This is a genomic window from Methylobacterium aquaticum, assembly GCF_001043915.1.
Lineage (GTDB): Bacteria > Pseudomonadota > Alphaproteobacteria > Rhizobiales > Beijerinckiaceae > Methylobacterium > Methylobacterium aquaticum.
Map to the genome: position 1 here is coordinate 19,519 of NZ_LABX01000079.1, position 22,258 is coordinate 41,776.

Annotated in this window: 20 protein-coding genes; 14 read left to right on the plus strand and 6 right to left on the minus strand. The window is 71.7% G+C overall.

Annotation, left to right across the window (positions count from 1 at the left end):
* Positions 1-108: 108 nt before the first annotated feature.
* The 6 genes from VP06_RS10960 to VP06_RS10985 form a co-directional block, all read right to left on the minus strand.
* Positions 109-594, minus strand: coding sequence for a TspO/MBR family protein (locus VP06_RS10960; protein ID WP_048463803.1), 486 nt, complete (start codon positions 592-594; stop codon positions 109-111).
* On the minus strand, positions 594-1,772 hold the full coding sequence (locus VP06_RS10965) for a geranylgeranyl diphosphate reductase (protein ID WP_048463804.1): 1,179 nt from the start codon (positions 1,770-1,772) through the stop codon (positions 594-596). Before VP06_RS10965 ends, VP06_RS10960 begins: the two co-directional genes overlap by 1 nt.
* 48 nt (positions 1,773-1,820) lie before the next feature.
* On the minus strand, positions 1,821-3,161 hold the full coding sequence (locus VP06_RS10970; protein WP_048463805.1) for a BCD family MFS transporter: 1,341 nt from the start codon (positions 3,159-3,161) through the stop codon (positions 1,821-1,823).
* A complete protein-coding gene (chlG, locus tag VP06_RS10975) occupies positions 3,158-4,072 on the minus strand; it encodes a chlorophyll synthase ChlG (RefSeq protein WP_048463806.1) in 915 nt (304 codons plus the stop codon). The genes VP06_RS10970 and chlG overlap by 4 nt, the downstream gene beginning before the upstream one ends.
* 80 nt (positions 4,073-4,152) lie before the next feature.
* Positions 4,153-5,562, minus strand: coding sequence for a transcriptional regulator PpsR (gene ppsR / locus VP06_RS10980; RefSeq protein WP_048463807.1), 1,410 nt, complete (start codon positions 5,560-5,562; stop codon positions 4,153-4,155).
* A gap of 78 nt (positions 5,563-5,640) precedes the next feature.
* Positions 5,641-6,411, minus strand: coding sequence for a cobalamin B12-binding domain-containing protein (locus tag VP06_RS10985; RefSeq protein WP_245291141.1), 771 nt, complete (start codon positions 6,409-6,411; stop codon positions 5,641-5,643).
* A gap of 385 nt (positions 6,412-6,796) precedes the next feature.
* Between VP06_RS10985 and bchF the strand changes: the two genes are divergently transcribed.
* The 14 genes from bchF to hemA all read left to right on the plus strand — a co-directional run bounded on the left by bchF (position 6,797) and on the right by hemA (position 22,081).
* Positions 6,797-7,288: a 2-vinyl bacteriochlorophyllide hydratase gene (gene bchF, locus VP06_RS10990; protein WP_048463808.1), complete on the plus strand. Its 492-nt coding sequence runs from the start codon at positions 6,797-6,799 to the stop codon at positions 7,286-7,288.
* Entirely contained in the window at positions 7,285-8,559 is a 1,275-nt protein-coding gene (locus tag VP06_RS10995; RefSeq protein WP_048463809.1) for a ferredoxin:protochlorophyllide reductase (ATP-dependent) subunit N, read from the plus strand. The genes bchF and VP06_RS10995 overlap by 4 nt, the downstream gene beginning before the upstream one ends.
* A gap of 4 nt (positions 8,560-8,563) precedes the next feature.
* Complete coding sequence (bchB, locus tag VP06_RS11000) at positions 8,564-10,096, plus strand: ferredoxin:protochlorophyllide reductase (ATP-dependent) subunit B (RefSeq protein WP_048463810.1); 1,533 nt, start codon at positions 8,564-8,566, stop codon at positions 10,094-10,096.
* Positions 10,071-13,778 carry a magnesium chelatase subunit H gene (locus tag VP06_RS11005; protein ID WP_048463811.1) on the plus strand — a complete coding sequence of 1,236 codons (3,708 nt, stop codon included), beginning with the start codon at positions 10,071-10,073 and terminating at the stop codon, positions 13,776-13,778. The genes bchB and VP06_RS11005 overlap by 26 nt, the downstream gene beginning before the upstream one ends.
* Entirely contained in the window at positions 13,775-14,668 is an 894-nt protein-coding gene (gene bchL / locus VP06_RS11010) for a ferredoxin:protochlorophyllide reductase (ATP-dependent) iron-sulfur ATP-binding protein (protein WP_048427102.1), read from the plus strand. The genes VP06_RS11005 and bchL overlap by 4 nt, the downstream gene beginning before the upstream one ends.
* Positions 14,668-15,369, plus strand: coding sequence for a magnesium protoporphyrin IX methyltransferase (gene bchM / locus VP06_RS11015; protein WP_048463812.1), 702 nt, complete (start codon positions 14,668-14,670; stop codon positions 15,367-15,369). The genes bchL and bchM overlap by 1 nt, the downstream gene beginning before the upstream one ends.
* Positions 15,366-16,772, plus strand: a complete 1,407-nt coding sequence (locus VP06_RS11020; RefSeq protein WP_048463813.1) for a BCD family MFS transporter — start codon at positions 15,366-15,368, stop codon at positions 16,770-16,772. The genes bchM and VP06_RS11020 overlap by 4 nt, the downstream gene beginning before the upstream one ends.
* 14 nt (positions 16,773-16,786) lie before the next feature.
* Positions 16,787-17,578, plus strand: coding sequence for a photosynthetic reaction center subunit H (puhA, locus tag VP06_RS11025; protein ID WP_048463814.1), 792 nt, complete (start codon positions 16,787-16,789; stop codon positions 17,576-17,578).
* Entirely contained in the window at positions 17,575-18,198 is a 624-nt protein-coding gene (gene puhB / locus VP06_RS11030; RefSeq protein WP_048463815.1) for a photosynthetic complex putative assembly protein PuhB, read from the plus strand. Before puhA ends, puhB begins: the two co-directional genes overlap by 4 nt.
* 10 nt (positions 18,199-18,208) lie before the next feature.
* On the plus strand, positions 18,209-18,658 hold the full coding sequence (gene puhC, locus VP06_RS11035; RefSeq protein WP_048463816.1) for a photosynthetic complex assembly protein PuhC: 450 nt from the start codon (positions 18,209-18,211) through the stop codon (positions 18,656-18,658).
* Positions 18,658-18,957 (plus strand): hypothetical protein, encoded by a 300-nt coding sequence (locus tag VP06_RS11040; RefSeq protein ID WP_048463817.1) that lies wholly within the window; start codon positions 18,658-18,660, stop codon positions 18,955-18,957. Before puhC ends, VP06_RS11040 begins: the two co-directional genes overlap by 1 nt.
* The gene (acsF, locus tag VP06_RS11045; RefSeq protein WP_048463818.1) at positions 18,954-20,015 is read left to right on the plus strand and encodes a magnesium-protoporphyrin IX monomethyl ester (oxidative) cyclase; all 1,062 of its coding nucleotides are present in this window, start codon (positions 18,954-18,956) and stop codon (positions 20,013-20,015) included. Before VP06_RS11040 ends, acsF begins: the two co-directional genes overlap by 4 nt.
* Positions 20,016-20,022: 7 nt before the next feature.
* Entirely contained in the window at positions 20,023-20,805 is a 783-nt protein-coding gene (gene puhE, locus VP06_RS11050; RefSeq protein ID WP_048463819.1) for a putative photosynthetic complex assembly protein PuhE, read from the plus strand.
* Positions 20,806-20,869: 64 nt separating this feature from the next.
* A complete protein-coding gene (gene hemA, locus VP06_RS11055; RefSeq protein WP_048463820.1) occupies positions 20,870-22,081 on the plus strand; it encodes a 5-aminolevulinate synthase in 1,212 nt (403 codons plus the stop codon).
* The last annotated feature ends 177 nt before the right edge of the window (positions 22,082-22,258 follow it).

Consider the following 22,258-nt stretch of genomic DNA (forward strand, 5'->3'; position numbering starts at 1 on the left):
TGCGTCGATCCGGTCCCGGACAATCCGATCTTTCGCGGCGCAAGATGTCGGGCGCGGGCAGTGGTGGCCAGATCGTCATGCCGGCCGGCCGATGCGTCGCAAGGCCGATCAGAACGGTCCGTTAAGCCGGACGATCGACCAGTTGAGCAGGGCGGCGACGCCGACCCAGGCGAGATAGGGCAGGAGGAACAGGGCCCCGAGGCCGGAATGCCGCGCGACGACCAGGATCAGCAACGCCACCGAGAGCCAGAGCGCCGCCACCTCGACCAGCGCCCAGTCCGGCCGTTGCAGGCGGAAGAACACGCCGCTCCAGGCGATGTTGAGGATCCCGTTCACCACGAAGGCGGTCAGCAGCCAGAACCGCTCGGCCCCCTCCGGCGCTCCGTTCCAGGCCAGCACGCCGGCGATGGCGGTGAGCGTGAAGATGGTGGTCCAGACCGGGCCGAAGGCCCAATCGGGCGGTTTCCAGGAGGGGACGTGCAGGCTCCGGTACCAGGGGCCGAGCGTGGTGAGCCACGCGCCCGCCGCCGCCACGACGATGGCCGAGACGGCCGCCACCAGGATCGGGCCCCAGCGTCCCCCGAGAGACTCCATCACGGCGAGACCCAGCGGAAGAGGTGGGCGAGATCCTTGAAGAAGATCCGCGCATGCGCCGCCGGTTTCGCCCGCACCAGTTCCTTGTTCATGTAGGCGTCCCAGGTGAGCGACTGCACGTCGGGATCGCGGCAGATGCTGACGAAGCGCTCGCGAAGCGAGTCGTTGCGGTACCAGACAGTTTGCATCAGCCGCAGGATCCAGAACACCCGGCCATGCGCCTTGAGGAAGCGGCGTCGCGCCGAGCCTAGGGCCCGGGGATTGCCGGTGGCCAGGAAGTCGTGCGCCGCCTCGGCCGCGAGGCGCCCGCCGAACATCGCGTAGTAGATGCCCTCGCCCGAGGCCGGGGCGACGAGGCCGGCGGCGTCCCCGGTGAGCAGGACGTCGCGGCCGTTGTCAAAGCGCGAGAGGGGTTTCAGCGGCAGCGGCGCGCCTTCGCGCCGGACCGTGTCGCCGAGGTCGAGCCCCGTGGCGGCCCGCAGCCGGCCGACCGCGCCGCGCAGCGAGAACCCCTTGCGGGCGCTGCCGGTCCCGATGCTCAGCGTGTCGCCGTGCGGGAAGATCCAGGCGTAGAAGTCCGGCGAGAGGACGCCCTGGTAATAGACGTCGCAGCGCGTCGCCTCGACGGTGCCGGAATGCGGCGTGCGAACGATCTCGTGATAGGCGAAGACCTGCCGCATCCGGGCATGCGCCGGGATCTCCTGGCGGCCCACCGCCGAGTTGGCGCCGTCGGCCCCGATGACGAGGCGGGTGCGGATCCGCGCCTCGTCGCCCTGCGCGTCCCGGTAATGCACCGTGACCGGGCCGTCCCCGGCGCGGGCGAGGCGCAAGTAGGTGCCGGTCACCCGCGCGGCGCCGGCGAGCGCCGCGCGCACGCGCAGCCATTCGTCGAAGGGCCCGCGATCGACCATGCCGACGAAGCCCTCGCCGACCGGCATGTCGACCGCGCGGTCCCGCGGCGAGACCATGCGGGCGGAGCGGATCTTCGCGACCAGAAGCTCGTCGGGAATCGCGAAGTCGCGGATCAGGCGCGGCGGGATGGCGCCGCCGCAGGGCTTGATGCGTCCGGCCCGGTCGAGCAGCACGACCCGGCGCCCGAGCCGCGCCAGATCGGTCGCCGCCGTCGCGCCGGCCGGTCCCCCTCCCACCACCACCGCGTCGACGATGTCCTCGTCCATGGCCGTGCCTCCGGGTCGTCCGGGCCGGGTTCGGCCGGATCGCTTTTTTCAGATCGCGTGCCGCACCGACAGGCTCTCGATCGCCCGCGCGCTCACGGATGGCCGTCCGATCCGGTACGCCAGCCCGGCCGCGACGAGGAACAAGGCCGCCTCGGTCACGAAGACGGCCGCATAGGCCGGCACCACGGTGCCGACGGCGAGCCGCGCGAGATCGACCCCCGCCGCGCCGAGGAACCCCCCGAGCCCGAAGGCGACGCCCTGCGCCGCGCCCCACACGCCCATCCGGGTGCCGTGGCGGCTCTCGCCGTCGGGGGTACCGCCATGGCCGGCGAGCGCCATCATCTGGCCGATCGCCGCGACCGCGAAGATGCCGTTGAACAGGCCGAGCCCGACGACGCAGGCCCGCAGGGGCGATCCGGGCCCGGCAAAGCCGCAGGCGGCGATCGCCGCGAGCGCGGCGGCCGAGCCGAGGCAGCCGGTGACGGTCCAGAGGCGCAAGGAGGCGAAGGCCCCGCGCCCGTTGGCGGTGACGAGGGCGACGAACACCATGCCGGCGAGCACACCGCTATTCTGGAGGCCGGAGAGCTTGGTGGTGGCGCCCGGCGACAGGGCGAAGACGAGGCCGGCGAAGGGTTCGAGGATCAGTTCCTGCGCGCTGTAGGCGAGCATCGCCAGGAACACGAAGACCGTGAAGCGCCGCGCCTCCGGCTCGGCCCAGACCTCGGCCAGCACCTTGGCGAAGGGCCGCGCCGGTGCCCCCCGGACGGGAGCGGGTGCGGCGGCCCGCGCCGGCTCGACGCCCCACACGGCCGCGAGCGCGACCAGGAAGGCGATCAGCGACACGCCGCCCGACACCGCGACGAGGCGCGCGGGAGAGAACGGATCGAGCAGGTGCCCGGCGGTCGGCGCGGTGACGACGAAGCCGGCGATCATCATGATCCAGACGATCGTCGCGGCCGCACCCCGGCGATGGGGGGCGACGCCGGTAGAGAGCAGCACGAGGAGCGAGGTGCCGGCCGCCCCGACGCCGATGCCGACCGCGAGGAAGGACAGGACGAGGAGCGCGTAAGCCGCCGCCGGATGGGTGGCGACGAGCGCCGTGCCGAGGGCGGCGCCGGCCCCGCCCAGCGCCAGGAGCGCCATGCCGCCGACGATCCAGGGCGTGCGGCGGCGGCCGAGATCCGAGCCGTAGCCCCAGCGCGGGCGCAGCACCTGCACGGCGTAGTGCAGCCCCACCAGCCCGCCGGGGAGCGCCGCCGGCAGGGCCAGCTCCACCACCATCACGCGGTTGAGGGTCGAGGTGATCAGCACCACGATGGCGCCGAGCGCGGTCTGGACGAGGCCGAGGCGGACGATCGTGCCCCAGCCGAAGGAGGCCGGCCCGTTCATGCGAGTCCCCCGTGCAGGGCGAGCGCCGCGGTCAGCATGCCGAGCACGGAGAGGAGCGTCCCGGTGCCGTTGTACCAGGCGGCGCGACCGCGCGGATCGGCGAGGAAGCGGTGCATCAGCACGCCCTGGCCGGCGAGGAGCGCGGCGACGAGGGCGGCGTGCCAGGGCGCGCCCCAGGCGGCGAGCAGAACCACGACCACCGCTTGCGGCACCGCCATGACCCAGCAGGCGAGGCGGGCGGCGCGGGGCGCGCCGAGCTGAACCGGGAGCGAGCGGATGCCGGTGCGCCGGTCGCCCTCGATCGACTTGAAGTCGTTGAGGGTCATGATGCCGTGGGCGCCGAGGCTGTAGAGCGCGGCGAGCCCGATGATCCGCCCGTCCGGCAGGGCGCTCCCCATCACGGCGGCGCCGGTGAACCAGGGCAGGCCCTCGTAGCACAAGCCGCAGGCGGCGTTGCCCCACCAGCCGTCGCGCTTCAGCCGCACCGGCGGCGCGCTGTAGAGCCAGGCCAGCGCCAGCCCGAAGACCGCTGCGCCGAGCACGAAAGGCCCGAGAAGCGCGGCGACCGCGAGCGACAGGAGCGTCCAGGCGATCGCCACGTAGAGGCCCCAGCGGCCCGGGATGCGCCCCGACGGGATCGGCCGGTCCGGCTCGTTGATGGCGTCGACATGCCGGTCGAACCAGTCGTTCGCCGCCTGGCTGGTGGCGCAGACGAGGGGGCCGGCGAGCAGGATGCCGGCGATCGCCAAGGGCCATCGCTCCTGGAGCGCGGCGCCGGAGGAGACCACGCCGCAGGCGAAGGCCCACATCGGCGCGAACCACGTGATCGGCTTGAGCAGCTCCAGGAGCGCCCGGGGCGCCGGAACCGCAGGCGGCGTGATCAGGGGCTTGATCAGAGGCTCGGTCGTCATGCCGCGAGGGTGGGACGGCGATGATCGAGTGTCAAGCGTGCTTTACACTCGCGCGTGCAGCGTCGCGAAGACGTGCACGCTCACTCGGCGCTGTCGTCCGCCTCGTCCCCGTCGAGATCGCCGAGGCCGTAGCGGCGCATCTTGGCGTAGAAACCCTGCCGGCTGAGGCCCAGCATCTCGGCCGCCGAGGCGCGGTTGTCGTTGGTGATGCGCAGGGCCGCCTCGATGCACAGGCGCTCGATCAGGTCGGTGGTCTCGCGCACCAGCGCCTTCATCGAGACGCGGCCGACCAGCTCGGTCATGTGCTCGACCGAGCGCGGCAGCTCGCGCCCGCCCGGCGCCACCGCGGCGACGCGGCGGGGCAGGGTGCGCAGGGTGAAGCCGAAGCAGGGCCGGTCGCCCCCCGGCACCGAGACCGCCGCGACCTCGACCTCGTCGACCGCCCCGAACTCCCCCCGCACGACGGTGGCGAAGTGGCGCACCGAGCCGTGATCGGACAGCGTGGTGAACAGGGCGGCGATCTCGGTCCCCTCGCGCCCGAGCCAGCGTTCGAGCGATTCGCCCTTGGCCTGGTGCTCGGTGGCGAGCTGGGCGAGGTCGAGGAAGGCGGCGTTGGCGCCGATGATGCGCCGGTCGCGGTCGGTGACGACGAAGCCCTCGGGCATCGCCTCGATCACCTCGATGGCGCCCGAGCGCGCCGCCGCCGGGGCCGGGGCCGGGTTGAGGGCGGAGAGGCGCACCAGGATGTTCATCCCGGCCTCCTCGCGGAACAGGGTGGCGGAGACCCGCGCCTCGCCGCGGCGCTGGGCGAGGCGGGCGGTGAGGTCCTCGGCCTGGCCGGTGAGGCGCAGGCCCACCAGCAGCGCCTGGACGGCGCGGGCCCCCTCGGGCTCGAACAGGTCGATGAGGTCGCGCCCGACGATGCGCTTGACCGCCCGGCCGAGGAGCCGGGCGGCGGCCGGGTTGATCTCGGTGACGCGGCGCGTGGCGGCATCGACGATCAGGATCGGCTCGCCGGCGAGCTGGAACAGCACCCGGTAGCGCGTCTCGGCGCTGCGCAGGCGGGCATAGTCGCGCTCCAGCGCCTGCTGCGATTCGGCCAGGCGCTGCTGAAGGGCCGAGAGCGCCCGGAGGTCGCGGCCGATCACGATGATGCGGTCGTCGTCGGGCACCCGGAGCGCCGCGTAGCGGATCGGCACGTCGGCGCCGCCCTGCGCGGAGGGGTGGTTGACCTGGCGCCAGCGGGTGACGGTGCCGGGGGCGGCATCCTCGATCAGGCTCAGCACCTTCGGCCGGCTCTCGACCGTGACGGTGTCGACCCAGCGCCGGCCGAGCCATCGGTCGCCCGTCTCCTCGGACAGCCCGTCGGCCCCGAAGGCGGCGTCGCGGATGACCCCCTCACCGTCGACGACGAGCGACACGTCGCTGACGGCAGCCACGAGGCTGCCCGTCGTCAGGGGATCGAGGCGGGAGACGGCGTCTCGCAGCACCGCGAACGATTCCTTCGCAGCAGGGCTCAGGGGGCTGTTCAAGGGTCACCAACACGCCGACCGCATCGAACAGGTCTTTCAGCAGGCTCTAATCCGCAGATCAAGCAAGCTTTGCACGATTCCCGGTGCGTCGCGCGCGTCATCGACAGCCGCGTCGGCCCCGACGAGCCGAACTCGGTCGGGCCGACCCAGGAAAGCCGGGCCGCCGACCATCACCTGCAGGTCGCGGTTGCGCGAGGCGCGCCGCAGCACCGGGACCGCCGCGACCAGCCGGTCGAGGCAGACGTCGCAGGACAGCGACAGGCCGACGACGTCGAACCACTCGGCCCGGAGGCGCTCGAGAGCATCGGCGAGATGGTGGTCGAAGCTCGTCGTCACCTCCCAGCCGGCCTGGGTGAGGAAATGCGCCGCCAGCGTCAGCCCGAAGGTATGGGTCTCACCCGGAGCGGGCAGCAGCAGGACGCGCCGACTCGCCGGATCGACCGGTTGCGGGTCGAGGCACAGGGTTTCGAGGTCGTGAACGAGGCGGCGCAGCCGCGCCATCGCGGTCGTCACCTGGACGAAGTCGCAGACGTCATCCTCCCACAGCCGGCCGATATGCCGGGCCGTGGGCGCCAGCAGGCCGGTCAGCACCTCCTCGAGGCTCATGCCGTCCTGGATCAGGCCGCGGACCACCCCGAGCACGTCCCGGTCCTCGGGCAGCAGCAGCAGGGCGCCGAGGCGGCCGATATCGTCGCTCCCGCTCAAGCGCGGCGCAACACGGCGCGGCTGCCGGTCGCTGCGATGGGCGAGCATCAGCCGCGGAATGATCTCGGCTTCGACGACCTGCGCGAGATCGTCCCGCCACAAGACCCGCCTTTGTACTCCCCCGGAGTGTCTTTCGAGGGATGACCGATCACGATAACCCCGGTCGCGGGCTGCCGGCCTGTCGCCCGGCAAGGTAACGGATTGTGCTTGATCTCCCACCGGCACCTCCCCGATGCTCAGGAAAATCGAGTTTTCTCGACCTTGTGTCGGGTTTTCTAATTTGGGGCGCCGGTGTGGGACGGCGTCATTCGGATTCATTCCAGGATACAGCTCCCGCGTTCCGCCGCAAGGCGCATTCGCGATCGCCTCCCTGGAATGTCATCGTGACCAACTGTCAACTTAGGTTGACACTCCGGCATCGCCGGTCCTAGGCTTCGTCCATCGGCATCCGCGGCCAACGCGGGTCGGACAGGTGAGGGCAGGCGCGATGGCGACGTCCATGGACCGGCCGTTTCTCTACAGCGAGGCCGAGCGGCGCCGCCGCGACGCCTCGCCCTGGACCCTGGTCCAGGGGGTGCTGGCCCCGCTCCAGTTCGCGGTCTTCCTGGTGAGCCTCGCCCTGGTGCTGCGCACCCTGGCGACCGGGGAGGGGGTGGCGCTCGCCAACGCCTCGGTGGTCGCCAAGACCCTGGCTCTCTACGCGATCATGGTCACCGGCTCCCTGTGGGAGAAGGCGGTGTTCGGGCGCTACCTGTTCGCCCCGGCCTTCTTCTGGGAGGACGCGGTCAGCATGCTGGTGCTGGCGCTCCACACCGCCTACCTGGTGGCGCTCGCCACCGGGGCGCTGGGCACCGCCGGGCTGATGCTGCTGGCGCTGGCCGCTTACGCCGCCTACCTGGTCAATGCCGGCCAATTCCTGCTCAAGCTGCGCGCCGCCCGGTCGCAGGCGCCGGCCTACGCCGTGGGAGTCGTGCCATGACGGCGCTGGCTTCCCCTCTCTCGCCGGCGGTGCCGTGCGGCCCCGAGATCCGTCACGAGCGCGGCCAGCGGGCGGTGTTCTGCGGGCTGACCGGCATCGTCTGGCTGCACCGCAAGATCCAGGACGCCTTCTTCCTGGTGGTCGGCTCCCGCACCTGCGCGCACCTGATCCAGTCGGCCGCCGGCGTGATGATCTTCGCCGAGCCGCGCTTCGCCACCGCGATCATCGAGGAGCGCGACCTTGCCGGCCTCGCCGACGCGCATGAGGAGTTGGACCGGGTGGTCCGCCGCCTGCTGGAGCGCCGGCCGGACATCAAGCTCCTGTTCCTCGTCGGCTCCTGCCCGTCCGAGGTCATCAAGCTCGATCTCGGCCGCGCCGCGGCGCGGCTCTCGGGCAGCTTCGCCCCGGACGTGCGGGTCCTGAGCTATTCGGGCAGCGGCATCGAGACGACCTTCACGCAAGGCGAGGATGCCTGCCTCGCCGCCCTGGTGCCCGATCTGCCTCGGAGCCATGACGAATCCCTCCTCGTCGTCGGCGCGCTCGCCGACGTGGTCGAGGACCAGTTCTCGCGGCTGTTCGCCGATCTCGGCATCGCCAATGTCCGCTTCCTGCCCGGGCGCCGGGCGGCGGACCGGGCGCCGGTCGGCCCGAATACCCGCATCCTCCTCGCCCAGCCTTTCCTCACCGACACCGCCCGGGCGCTCGAAGACCGCGGCGCCACCCGCATCCCGGCGCCGTTCCCCCTCGGCGCCGAGGGCACGACCCTGTGGCTGGCGGCCGCCGCCCGCGCCTTCGGGATCTCGCCCGCCCGCGTCGCCGCGGTGACGGAGGCCGGCCGGGCCCGGGCGGACCGTGCGCTCGCGGCGCACCGCGCCGCGCTCGTGGGCCGGCGGGTGTTCTTCTTCCCCGATTCGCAGCTCGAAGTGCCGCTCGCCCGCTTCCTGTCGCGGGAGATGGGCGCGGACCTCATCGAGGTCGGCACACCCTACCTTCACCGCACCCACCTCGCCGAGGACCTGGCGCTGCTCCCCGACGGCACGGCGGTGACGGAAGGCCAGAGCCTCGACGACCAGCTCGACCGCTGCCGGGCGGCGCGGCCCGACCTGACCATCTGCGGCCTCGGCCTCGCCAACCCGCTGGAGGCGGAGGATCTCGCCACCAAGTGGTCGATCGAGCTCTTGTTCACCCCGATCCAGGGCTACGAGCAGGCCGGCGACCTCGCCGGGCTGTTCACCCGCCCCCTCGCGCGCCGCGCGCGGCTGGAGGGCTAGAGGGATGCAGCTCACGCTCTGGACCTACGAGGGGCCCCCTCACATCGGCGCCATGCGGGTCGCCACCGCGATGCATGGCCTGCACTACGTGCTGCACGCGCCGCAGGGCGACACCTATGCCGACCTGCTCTTCACCATGATCGAGCGGCACGGCGCCCGCCCGCCGGTGACCTACACCACCTTCCAGGCCCGCGACCTCGGCTCCGACACCGCCGAGATCTTCAAGCAGGCGGTGGCCGCCGCCTATGACCGCTTCCGGCCCCAGGCGATGATCGTCGGCGCCTCCTGCACCGCGGAACTCTTGCAGGACGATCCGGCCGGTCTGTCGCGGGCCCTCGGCCTGCCGATCCCGGTGATCCCGCTGGAACTGCCCGCCTACCAGAAGAAGGAGAACTGGGGCGCCTCCGAGACCTTCTACCGCTTGGTGCGCGCGCTTGCCGGCCGGCCCGCCGAAACGCGGGCGAAGGCGTGCTGCAACATCCTCGGGCCGACCTCGCTGGGCTTTCGCCACCGCGACGACCTGCGCGAGGTGCGCGGACTCCTCGGCGACCTCGGCATCGCCGTCAACGTGGTGGCGCCGCTCGGCGCCACGCCGGCCGATCTCGGGCGGCTGGGCGAGGCGGCGTTCAACGTCGTGCTCTACCCGGAAGTGGCCCGGACGGCGGCGCAATGGCTGGAGCGCAGCCACGGCCAGCCCTTCGTCGAGACGACGCCGATCGGCGTGAAGGGCACGACCGCCTTCATCGAGGCGGTGGCGGCGCTCGCCGGACTCGATCCCGCACCGGTCCTCGCACGGGAGGGCTCGCGCCTGCCCTGGTACTCGCGCTCGGTCGATTCGACCTATCTCACCGGCAAGCGCGTCTTCGTCTTCGGCGACGCCACCCATGCGGTCGCGGCGGCCCGGGTCGCGACGCGGGAGATCGGCTTTTCCCTCGTCGGCCTCGGCACCTATGCGCGCGAATTCGCCCGCGAGGTGCGGGCGGAGGCGGCCCATCACGGCATCGAGGCGCTGGTCACCGACGATTACCTCGCGGTCGAGGCGGCGATCGCCGCGGCGCAGCCGGAACTGGTGCTTGGCACCCAGATGGAGCGCCATATCGCCAAAAGGCTCGGCATCCCCTGCGCGGTGATCTCGGCGCCGATGCACGTCCAGGACGTGCCGGCCCGCCATTCGCCCCAGATGGGCTTCGAGGGCGCGAACGTCCTGTTCGATACCTTCGTCCACCCGCTGATGATGGGGCTCGAGGAGCACCTGCTGGCGATGTTCCGGGACGACCCGGAATTCCACGACGGCGTCGCCCCCTCGCATCTCGGCGGCCGGCCGCGCGAGGAGGCCGGAACCGTGGTCGCCCCTGCACCCACCACCGCCGCGACGCCGGTGGTGTGGTCGATCGAGGCCGAGCGCGAGCTGAAGAAGGTGCCGTTCTTCGTCCGCGGCAAGGCCCGCCACAACACCGAACGCTTCGCCCGCGAGCGGGCGCTCCCGCTCATCACCGTCGAGACCCTGTACGATGCCAAAGCGCATTTCAGCCGGTGACGGACCGGGCGCGCTGCCGGAGCTGCGCGTCGTCATCGTCACCCTCGACAACCACCTCGCCGGGGCGGTGGACCGGGCGCGCCGGGAATTGTCGAAGACAGCACCCAGCCTCGTCCTCGGCTTCCACGCCGCCGCCGAGTGGGAGACCGACCCGTCGGCCCTCGAAGCGTGCCGGGCCGACATCGCCCGGGCCGACATCGTGCTCTCGGCGATGCTGTTCATGGACGAGCATGTCCGGGCGGTGCTGCCGGCGCTCCTCGCCCGCCGGCCCGACTGCGACGCGATGGTGGGCTGCCTGTCCGCGGCCGACGTGGTCCGCACCACGCGGATGAACCGCTTCGCCATGGACGGGTCGCAGCGCGGCGCGCTCGACTTCCTCAAGCGGCTGCGCGGCAAGTCGGGATCTGGCGGCGGGCAGGGGAGCGGGGCGCGCCAGATGGCGATGATCCGCCAGATCCCCCGGATCCTGCGCTTCATCCCGGGCTCGGCCCAGGACGTGCGGGCCTACTTCCTGACCCTGCAATACTGGCTCGCCGGCTCGGACGAGAACGTCGTCAACCTCGTGCGCTTCCTCGCAGGCCGCTACGCTGCCGGCCCGCGCGCCGCCTGGCGCCGGCACCTCTCGGCCGCCGAGCCCCTGAGCTACCCGGAGACCGGCCTCTACCACCCTCGCCTGGCCGAGCGGGTGACCGAGCGCCTCGACCGGCTGCCGGCGTCGGGCAGGGCGGGACGGGTCGGCCTCCTGCTGATGCGCTCCTACGTGCTCGCCGGCAACACGGCGCATTACGACGGGGTGATCGCGGCGCTCGAAGCGCGCGGGCTCACCGTCGTCCCGGCCTTCGCCAGCGGGCTCGACAACCGGCCGGCGGTGGAAAAATTCTTCCTGCGCGACGGCCGGCCGGCCATCGACGCGCTCGTCTCGCTCACCGGCTTCTCCCTCGTCGGCGGCCCCGCTTACAACGACGCCGCCGCGGCGAGCGCCATGCTGGCGCGGCTCGACGTGCCGTATCTCGCCGCGCAGGCGGTCGAGTTCCAGAGCCTGGAGCAATGGGAAGCCTCGGCTCGCGGCCTGTCGCCGGTCGAGGCGACCATGATGGTGGCGATCCCCGAACTCGACGGCGCCACCGCCCCGATGGTGTTCGGCGGCCGGGCCGCCGGGGTGGGCGAGTCCCGCGACATGGCGGTGCACCCGGAACGAACGGCTCGCCTCGCCGACCGGGTCGCCCGCCTCGTGGCCTTGCGCGCCCGCGCGCGGTCCGGGCGCCGGATCGCCGTGATCCTGTTCAACTTCCCGCCCAATGCCGGCGCCACCGGCACCGCCGCCTTCCTGTCGGTGTGGGAGTCGCTCCACCGCGTGCTCCGGGGGCTGAAGGCCGACGGCTATTCCGTCGAGGTGCCCGAGACCGTCGAAGCCCTGCGCGCCCGGGTGCTGGAGGGCAATGCCGCCCGCTACGGCACGCCGGCCAACGTCGCCCATCGCATATCGGCCGACGAGCATGTCCGGCGCGAGGCCCATCTCGCCGAGATCGAGGCGCAATGGGGACCGGCTCCGGGCCGGCACCAGAGCGACGGGTCCTCGATCCTGGTGCTCGGCGCGCATCTGGGGAACGTCTTCGTCGGGGTGCAGCCCGCCTTCGGCTACGAGGGCGACCCGATGCGCCTCCTGTTCGAGCAGGGTTTTGCGCCGACCCACGCCTTCTCGGCCTTCTACCGCTACCTGCGCGACGATTTTCGTGCCGACGCCGTCCTGCATTTCGGCACCCACGGGGCGCTGGAATTCATGCCCGGCAAGCAGACCGGGCTCTCGGCCGCCTGCTGGCCCGAGCGGCTGATCGGCGCTTTGCCCAACGTCTACCTCTACGCCGCCAACAACCCCTCGGAAGGCACCCTTGCCAAGCGCCGCGCGGCGGCGACCCTGGTGAGCTACCTGACGCCGAGCCTCGCCCAGGCCGGGCTCTATCGCGGGCTCATCGACCTCAAGGCGTCGCTGGAGCGCCGCCGCGCCCTGCCGCCGGAGGAGGCCGCCGAGCGGTCGAAGCTCGCCGTGTTGATCCACGGCCAGGCTTCCAGCCTCGACCTCGCCGAGGGCGACGGCTGGGGTGAGGACGCGGAAGAGCGCATCGCCGACCTCGCGGTCCGGCTGATCGAACTCGAACACACCCTGATCCCGCACGGGCTGCACGTCGTCGGGCAAGGGACGCCGGCGGAGGAGCGGATCGACCTGCTCCTGGCGCTCGCCGAATCCGTCCACGGCCTCGTGCCGGACCGTGCGGCCATCGCCCGGCTGGTCGGCGGCGCGTGTCCCGAGGGGGTGGCCGGTCCCGGTGCCGACGCCGCCGCGCTCGCCGCCTTCCGGGCGCTCGCCGAGACCGACCGGCTGCTCGCCGAGGATCACGAGATCCCGGCTTTGCTCCGCGCCCTCGACGGCCGCTTCATCGCGCCGGTCGCCGGCGGGGACGTGCTGCGCTCGCCCGCGATCCTGCCAACGGGCCGCAACCTGCACGGCTTCGACCCCTACCGGATCCCGAGCGCCTTCGCCCTCGCGGACGGGCGGGCGCAGGTGGAGAAGCTGCTCGCCCGCCATGCGGCGGATGGCGGCGCCTATCCGGAGAGCATCGCGCTCGTCCTGTGGGGCAGCGACAACCTGAAGAGCGAGGGCGCCCCCGTCGCCCAGGCCCTGGCGCTCATGGGCGCGGCGCCCCGCTTCGACGGTTACGGCCGGCTCTGCGGCGCGGTGCTGATCCCGCTCGCCGATCTCGGGCGCCCGCGCATCGACGTCGTGGCCACGCTCTCGGGCATCTTCCGCGATCTGCTGCCGCTCCAGACCAAGCTTTTGGCCGAGGCCGCCTATCTCGCGGCCAGCGCCGACGAGCCGGAGGCGATGAACTTCGTGCGCAAGCACGCGCTGGCCCATCAGGCGGCGCAGGGCATCGACCTCGAGACGGCAGCGCTCCGGGTCTTCAGCAACGCCGAGGGCGCCTACGGCGCCAACCTCAACCACCTCGTCGAGTCCGGCCGCTGGGAGGACGAGACCGAATTGTGCGAGACCTTCTCGCGGCGCAAGAGCTTCGCGTATGGCCGCACGGGTAAGCCCGAGCCGCGCCGCGCCCTGATGCAGGCGGTGCTCGCAGGGGTCGATCTCGCCTACCAGAACCTCGATTCGGTCGAGGTCGGGGTGACCAGCGTCGATCATTACTTCGACGGGCTCGGCGGCATGGCCCGCGCCGTGGCGAAGGCCCGGGGCACCTCGGTCCCGGTCTATATCAGCGACCAGACCCGCGGCGAGGGCCGGGTCCGCTCCCTCTCCGAGCAGGTGGCGCTGGAGACCCGCACCCGCATGCTCAACCCGAAATGGGTCGAGGGGATGCTGGGCCACGGCTACGAGGGCGTGCGCCAGATCGACCAGCACCTCACCAACACGGTCGGCTGGTCGGCCACCACCGATCAGGTCGCGCCCTGGATCTACCAGCGCATCACCGAGACCTACGTCCTCGACGAGGCGATGCGCGAGCGCATGGCGGCGCTCAACCCCGCCGCCTCGGCCAAGGTCGCCCATCGCCTGATCGAGGCGCATCGGCGCGGCTTCTGGACCCCCGACCCCGAGACCCGGGCCGCCCTCGACCGGGCCGAGGAGGCCCTCGAGGACCGGCTCGAAGGCATCACCGCGGAGGCTGCCGCATGAACATCGCGATCCGAAACCCCGTGCCGGCACGCCGGGAAGAAGGCAGCCTCCAGGTCGCCCTCGATCCCGACATCCGCATCGAGACCGCCAAGGTCTTCGCCGTCTACGGCAAGGGCGGCATCGGCAAGAGCACGACCTCGTCGAACCTGTCGGTCGCCTTCTCGAAGCTCGGCAAGCGCGTCTTGCAGATCGGCTGCGACCCGAAGCACGATTCGACCTTCACGCTGACCAAGCGCCTCGCGCCCACGGTCATCGACGCCCTGGAGGCGGTGCAGTTCCACTCGGAAGAACTGCGCGTCGAGGATTTCGTGGTCGAGGGCTATAACGGCGTGCGCTGCGTCGAGGCCGGCGGCCCGCCCGCCGGCACCGGCTGCGGCGGCTACGTCGTCGGCCAGACGGTGAAGCTCCTCAAGGAGCATCACCTGCTCGAAGACACCGACGTGGTGATCTTCGACGTGCTCGGCGACGTGGTCTGCGGCGGCTTCGCCTCGCCGCTCCAGCATGCCGACCGGGCGCTGATCGTCACGGCGAACGACTTCGACTCGATCTTCGCGATGAACCGGATCGTCGCGGCGATCCACGCCAAGTCGAAGAATTATGGTGTCCGCCTCGGCGGCGTCATCGCCAACCGTTCGGCCAAGACCGACGAGATCGACCGGTTCAACGCCGCGGTCGGCCTCAAGCGCCTGGCGCATTTCCAGGATCTCGACGTGGTGCGCCGCTCGCGCCTGAAGAAGGCGACCCTGTTCGAGATGGATCCTTCGCCGGAGCTTCTGGCGGTGCAGGCCGAGTACCTGCAACTGGCCGAACAACTCTGGGCCGGCGTCGACCCGCTCCCGGCGGTGCCGATGAAGGATCGGGATCTGTTCGAGTTCCTCGGGTTCGACTGATGACCAGCCCCACCTACGCCACCCGTCGGGCCCAGCTCGAAACCTATTTCGACCGCACCGCCGTCGAAGCCTGGGCGCGCCTCACCTCGGACGCGCCGGTGAGCCGCATCCGCGCCACCGTGCGGGCCGGCCGCGACGCGATGCGGGCGGAACTCCTCTCCTGGCTTCCCGCCGACCTCGCTGGGCGGCGCCTGCTCGATGCCGGCTGCGGCACCGGGGCGCTCGCCGTCGAGGCGGCGCGGCGGGGCGCCGACGTGGTGGCGGTCGACGTCTCGCCGAATCTCGTCGCGCTGGCGCGCGAGCGCCATGCCGCTGATCGGCTGCCCGGGCGCCTGCATTTCCAGGTCGGCGACATGCTGGACGACGCGCTCGGGCGCTTCGACCACGTCGTGGCGATGGATTCGCTGATCCATTACCGCACGCCGGACATCGTCCGGGCCCTCGACCGGCTCGCCCGCCGCACCGACGCCTCGGTCCTCTTCACCGTCGCGCCGCGGACCCCGCTGCTGACCGTGATGCATGCCGCCGGGCGCCTCTTCCCCCGCGGCGACCGGGCACCCGCCATCGAGCCGGTCGGCGAGGGGGCGCTGCGCCGCCGCGTCGCCGCCGAGCCGGGGCTGGCGCCCTTCGCCCTCGCCCGCAGCCGCCGGATCACCTCCGGCTTCTACCTCTCCAACGCCCTGGAGCTGGCGCGCCGATGACCCCCGCTCGCCGCCTCGCCCGGGTCCTGGCGGATCTCGGCCCCCGCTACCTGCCCTTCGCGGATGCCGCGACCGCCGAGCTGCCGCTCGGCCGGCTGCTGCGCCTGTCGCTGTTCCAGGTCACGGTCGGGATGGCGGCGGTGCTGCTGATCGGCACCCTCAACCGGGTGATGATCGTCGAACTCGACGTGCCGGCCTGGATCGTGGCCGTGATGCTGGCCCTGCCGCTGCTCGCCGCCCCGTTCCGGGCGCTGGTGGGTTTCCGCTCCGACACCCACCGCTCGGTACTCGGCTGGAAGCGCGTCCCCTATCTGTGGTTCGGCACGCTGCTGCAATTCGGCGGCTTCGCCATCATGCCGTTCGCGCTGCTGATCCTGTCGGGCGACACGACCGGCCCGATCGTGATCGGGCAGGCGGCGGCGGCCCTCGCCTTCGTGCTCGTCGGCGCCGGGCTGCACACCACGCAGACGGTGGGGCTGGCGCTCGCCACCGACCTTGCGCCGGCCCATGCCCGCCCGAAGGTGGTGGCGCTGCTCTGCGCCATGCTGCTCGCCGGCATGATGGCGAGCGCGGTGGTGTTCGGGCTGGCGCTGGCCCATTTCTCGCCCATCCGGCTGATCCAGGTGATCCAGGGCGCGGCGCTGGCCACCCTGATCCTCAACGGCATCGCCCTGTGGAAGCAGGAACCGCGCGACACCTCGCGCAAATCCGCCCCGGCGCGCCGCTTCGGCGAGGCGTGGGGCGCCTACGCGGCCCAGCCGCAGGCGCGGCGGCGCCTCATCGCCACCGGCCTCGGCACGGCGGGGTTCAGCATGCAGGACATCCTGCTTGAACCCTATGGCGGCCAGATCCTGCACCTGCCGGTCGCCGCGACGACCGCGCTCACCGCCGTGCTCGCCGTCGGCGGCGGGCTGGGGCTCCTGACCGCGGCGCGATGGCTCAACCGCGGCGGCGATCCGTTCCGGGTCGCGGCGGCCGGCGCGGTCGTCGGCATCGCGGCCTTCTCGGCGGTGGTGTTCGCGGCGCCGCTGGGCTCCGGCAGCCTGTTTGCCTGCGGCGTCGCGCTGATCGGGCTCGGTGGCGGGCTCTTTGCCCACGGCACCCTCACGGCCTCGATGGCCGGCGCGGCCCCCGAGCAGGCGGGTCTGGCGCTCGGCGCCTGGGGGGCCGTCCAGGCCACCGCCGCCGGCGCCGCCATCGCGGCGAGCGGCATCCTGCGCGATGCCGGCTCGGCGCTGGCGGTCTCGGGCCGCCTCGGCGAGGCGCTCTCCGAGGCGTCCACCGGCTACCTCGTCGTCTACCACATCGAGATCGGGCTGCTCTTCGCCACCCTGGTGGCGATCGGGCCGCTGGTGCGCCGGCCCGCTCTTCCCCCGCTCTCCGCCCGTCCGGCCCTACCGTAGAAGAGGAGGCCACCATGCCCAAGGGTGCCATCACCGGCTACATCGACGTCGCGCAAGTGGTGCTGTACGCCTTCTGGATCTTTTTTGCCGGCCTGGTCTTTTACCTGCGCCGCGAAGACCGCCGCGAAGGCTATCCCCTCGAATCCGAGGTCCATGGCGGCCTCAAAGGCTGGGACTGGCTGTTCGTGCCGTCCCCCAAGACCTTCCTGCTCGCCGACGGCTCGGTCGTGCTGGCGCCCCGTCCGCACGAGGGCCCGGTCGGCGACCTCAAGGCGGTCAAGTTCGAACCCTGGCCCGGCGCTCCGATCGTCCCGACCTCGACCGACGATTCCCGCCTCGCCGATGGCGTCGGCCCCGGCGCCTATGCGCTGCGTGCCGAGCGGCCGGACCTGACCTGGGAGGGCAAGAACCGCATCGTGCCGATGCGCGTCGCCGAGGAATTCACCGTCGCGGCGAACGATCCCGATCCGCGCGGCATGCCGGTCTACGGCGCCGATGGCCTGCGCGCCGGCACCGTCACGGAGATCTGGGTCGATCGCGGCGAGTCGCTGCCGCGCTACTACGAGATGGAGCTGGAGGGCGCCAAAGACCGCACGGTGCTGATCCCCGTGACCTTCGCCGACGTGCAGCGCTTCAGCCGGGAGAAGACGATCGTCGTCGAGGCCCTGCTCGCCCGCCAGTTCGCCGGCGTGCCGCAGCCGCGCGACCCCGACAGCATCACCCTGCGGGAGGAGGAGCGGGTCATGGCCTATTACGGCGCCGGCACGCTCTACGCCACCGACAGCCGCCAGGAGCCGCTGCTGTGACGGACCTGCTCCCTGACGGGCTGCCCGGCCCGCTCCCCAAGGGCGAGCGCCTGCTGTGGCAGGGCCGCCCGTCCCTCGTGGGCCTGGCGCGCCGCGCCTTCCACGTCGATCTCGTCGCGCTCTATTTCGGCGGGCTCGCGGCGGTCCAGGCCGTCTCCGCGGGGCGTGTCTCCGCGGCCTGGCCGGCGCTGCTCGCCGGTGCCCTGGCGCTGGCGATCCTGTTCGCGCTCGCCTGGGGCGCTTGCCGGACCACGGTCTACAGCCTGACCGACCGGCGGCTGATGCTGCGCGTCGGCATCGCTCTCCAGATGGACATCAACCTGCCCCTGAAGGAGATCGAGGGCGCCGCCTTCCGCCGCTACGGCGACGGCAGCGGCGACCTGCCCCTGCGGCTCAAGCCCGGCGTGCGGCTGGCCTACCTGCATCTCTGGCCGCATGCCCGGCCCTGGCGCCTCACCCGGCCCGAGCCGATGCTGCGCTGCGTGCCGGACGCCGAAGGAGTCGCCAAGCGCATCGCCACGGCGCTCGCCGAGGCGAACGGCCAGCCGGTTCAGGCATTGCCGGCCGCGCCCGCCGCCAGCCCCGTCCTGCCCGGCCGCCTCGCCGCGGCGGGCCATTAGGGAGGTGGCGATGGCCCACGACATCCCGGTCCCGCGGCCGCTCCTGCGCAGTGCCGGCCTCCTCGTCGCCTTCTCGCTCGCCGCGGTGGCGGTGGGGCGCGCCAGCGGGGTCGGCATCACGCAGATGCCGCCGGCCTCGGCGGTCCAGGTGCTCGATCTCGCGGTCGAGGATCGGCCCGATGGCCGCGTCTCGCTGCGCAACGCCGGGAACGGCCGCCTCGTCGCCGAGGTGCAACCCGGCGAGGACGGGTTCCTGCGCGCCACCCTGCGGGTGATGGCCCAGGCGCGCCTGCGCGAGGGCCTGTCCCGCAACCCGCCATTCCGGCTCACCCGCTGGGACAACGGCACGCTGACGCTCGACGACGTGGCGTCGGGCCGGCGGATCAACCTCGAAGCCTTCGGGCGCGACAACGCGGTCGCCTTCGCGCGGCTGCTCGAACAGGGGAGGGGCGCATCGTGATGCAGTTTTTGGGCGGCGGACGCCGCATCGAGGTGCCGTGCACGGTCGAGATCGAGCAGACCGCCGAGAGCCTGCACGCCCATGTCACGCTGGACGGGGGCTTGCTCATCGCCCCGGGCGACGAGGTGACGGTGCACGACGCGCCGACCTCCGTTCCCTACGGCGACCGGATCGTGGTGCGCCGCACCGCGACCGTGGTGCGCGCCGGCGCCATGGAGCGCCTGTGGACCCGCATCGCAGGCCATTTCGAACTCACCGAACTCTACGAAGTCAGCTTCTCGGAAAGGACGCGGCTATGAGCGCGACGACCCTGAGGACCCCGAACGAGAGCACCCGCTCGGCCCAGCAAACGACGTTCCTGAGCCCCCGCTTCTACACCACCGACTTCGAGGAACTCGACCGCACCAACGTCGAGCCGGTGCGGGCCGAGTGGGACGTGCTGCTCGCCGAGATGCGCGCGGACCCCAACAAGCGCCACTTCGTGCGCAACGCGGATTTCGACCTCGACCTGTCGGGCCTCGACCCGGAGCTGCGCAAGGAATTCCTCGACTTTCTTGTCTCGTCGATCACCGCCGAGTTCTCGGGCTGCGTGCTCTATGCCGAGATGCGCAAGCGCGCCAAGAACAAGGACATCCGCGAGCTGTTCGCCTTCATGAGCCGCGACGAGGCGCGCCATGCCGGCTTCATCAACGACACGCTGAAGGATTTCGGCGTCGGCATCGATCTCGGCTTCCTGACCAAGGCCAAGAAGTACACGTATTTCCGGCCGAAATTCATCTTCTACGCCACCTACCTGTCGGAGAAGATCGGCTACGCCCGCTACATCACGATCTTCCGCCATCTCGAGCGCCATCCGGACAACCGCTTCCACCCGATCTTCAAGTGGTTCGAGAAGTGGTGCAACGACGAGTTCCGCCACGGCGAGGCGTTCGCGCTCCTGATGCGGGCCAATCCGAAGCTGCTCTCGGGCGTCAACTACTATTGGATCAAGTTCTTTCTGCTCGCCGTGTTCTGCACGATGTACGTGCGCGACCAATGCCGGCCGGCCTTCCACAAGGCGCTCGGGATCGACCCGAAGGAATACGACTTCCAGGTCTTCGCCGTCACCTCGGAGATCTCGCGCCAGGTCTTCCCGCTCACCCTCGACCTCGAGCATCCGGGCTTCCGGGCCGGCCTCGAACGGCTGCTGGCTTGCGCCCGCGGCATCGAGGAGGCGAAGGCGCAAGGCGGCGTGATCGGCAAGCTCAGGCATGCCGGCTACGCCGCCAAGGCGGCTCTCTCCTTCGGGCGGCTGATGGTGATGCCGGCCAAGGCCAACCCGATGCCCGCGCAGATCCGCCTCAGCCCCGCCTGGTAGCGCCCGCATGTCCGACTACGCCGCGCCGATCCTCTATGCCGTCGTGATCTGGTGGTTCCTGACCGGAGCGATCCTCTGGCTGAACCACCGGCCGCGCCGGACGCATGCCTGGAGCTTCGGCGCGACGACCCTGGCGCTCGGGGCGGCCCTCTGGATGATCGCCCGGAGCGCCAACCAGGAGAGCGAGGCCGCGGCCTACGCGGCCTTCACGGCGGCGTTGATCGTCTGGGGCTGGCAGGAGATGGCCTTCTACATGGGCTATCTCGCCGGTCCGCGGCGCACCCCCGGCTCGGCCACCGACCGGGGCCTCGCCCGCTTCGGTGCCGCGGCGGCGACCAATCTCTGGCACGAGGCGGCGATCATCCTCGGCTTCCTCGCCATCGCCTGGCTGACGGCGGGCTGCCCGAACCGGATGGCGCTCTGGACCTACCTCGTCCTGTGGGGGATGAACCTCAGCGCCCGGCTCAACCTCTTCCTCGGCGTGCGCAACCTCCACGCCGAATTCCTGCCCGAGCACCTGCGCTATCTCGGCAGCTTCTTTCGCCGGGCGCCGATGAACGCTTTGTTCCCGGTGGCGATGATTCTCGCCACCGGATTCCTCCTGGTGCTGCTGCACCCCGCCGTCACCGAGAGTGCCTCGGCGTTCAAGCGCTCCGGCCACACCATGATGGCGACCCTGATGGCGCTTGCCATCCTGGAGCACGGCTTCCTGATGCTGCCCTTGCCCTCCGCCGCGCTCTGGGGCTGGGGGCTGCCCGCCCGCCGCCCGGGAGCCGACGCCGCACCCTGACATCCGCAAAGAACACGACCAGAAAAGCACCGCACCAGAAAAGCACCGTACAAGGGGACGCCCGATGGACTACGAAGCGCACTTCTCCGCCGCTCTCCAGGGTCTGCACCGCGAGGGGCGCTACCGGGTCTTCACCGACCTGGAGCGCCAGGCCGGCCGTTTTCCCTACGCCACGCAGCACGGCGCGCACGGGACCCGCGAGGTCACGGTGTGGTGCTCGAACGATTATCTCGGCATGGGCCAGCACCCGGCGGTGACGGGGGCGATGCACGCGGCGATCGACCGCTGCGGCGCCGGTGCCGGCGGCACCCGCAACATCTCGGGCACCAACCACTACCACGTGCTGCTGGAGCAGGAACTCGCCGACCTGCACGGCAAGGAGGCGGCGCTCCTCTTCACCTCGGGCTACGTCTCGAACTGGGCCGGGCTCGGGACCCTGGCCTCGAAGCTGCCGGGCTGCGTCGTGTTCTCGGACGAGGGCAACCACGCCTCGATGATCGAGGGCATCCGCTCCAGCCGGGCCGAGCGCCACATCTTCCGCCACAACGATCCCGACGACCTCGACCGCAAGCTCCGCCTCGTCGATCCCGATCTTCCGAAGCTCGTCGCCTTCGAGTCGGTCTACTCGATGGACGGCGACATCGCGCCGATCGACGAACTCTGCGACGTCGCCGAGGCGCACGGCGCCATGACCTATCTCGACGAGGTCCACGCCGTGGGCCTCTACGGCCCGCGTGGCGGCGGCATCGCCGAGCGCGAGGGGCTGATGCACCGCCTCACGGTGATCGAGGGGACGCTCGGCAAGGCGTTCGCGGTCTCGGGGGGCTACATCGCGGCCTCCGCGGCGTTGTGCGACTTCGTCCGCAGCTTCGCCTCGGGCTTCATCTTCACCACCTCGCTGCCGCCCGCCATCGCGGCGGGGGCGGCGGCGAGCATCCGCCATCTCAAGGCGAGCGGGGCGGAGCGCGAGCGCCACCAGGACCGGGTGGCCGCGGTGCGCCGGCGGCTCGCGGCCATCGGCATCCCGCTCCTCGACAATCCGAGCCACATCGTGCCGGTGATGGTCGGCGATCCGGTCCAGTGCAAGCAGATCAGCGACACGCTGCTCGACGAGTTCGGGATCTACGTCCAGCCGATCAACTATCCGACCGTGCCGCGCGGCACCGAGCGCCTGCGGATCACGCCGTCGCCGCTGCACAGCGATGCGGATATCGACCACCTGGCGCTGGCGCTCGGGACGATCTGGGGACGGATCGGGCTGGCCCGGGCCGCCTGAGGCACACGCCTGAACCCTCCCCCTGTGCGGGGGAGGGTGCCCCAAGGTTTCATGCGCTCGACCGTCTTCGTTCTGCGATCAAGGTCAAGTCTCTCTGTCATGCCAACGGCCCAGGATGCTGACGCATCGATTCGATCTCGGGCAGGCCCGGGATCGACGGGGCGGTTGACCCATCTC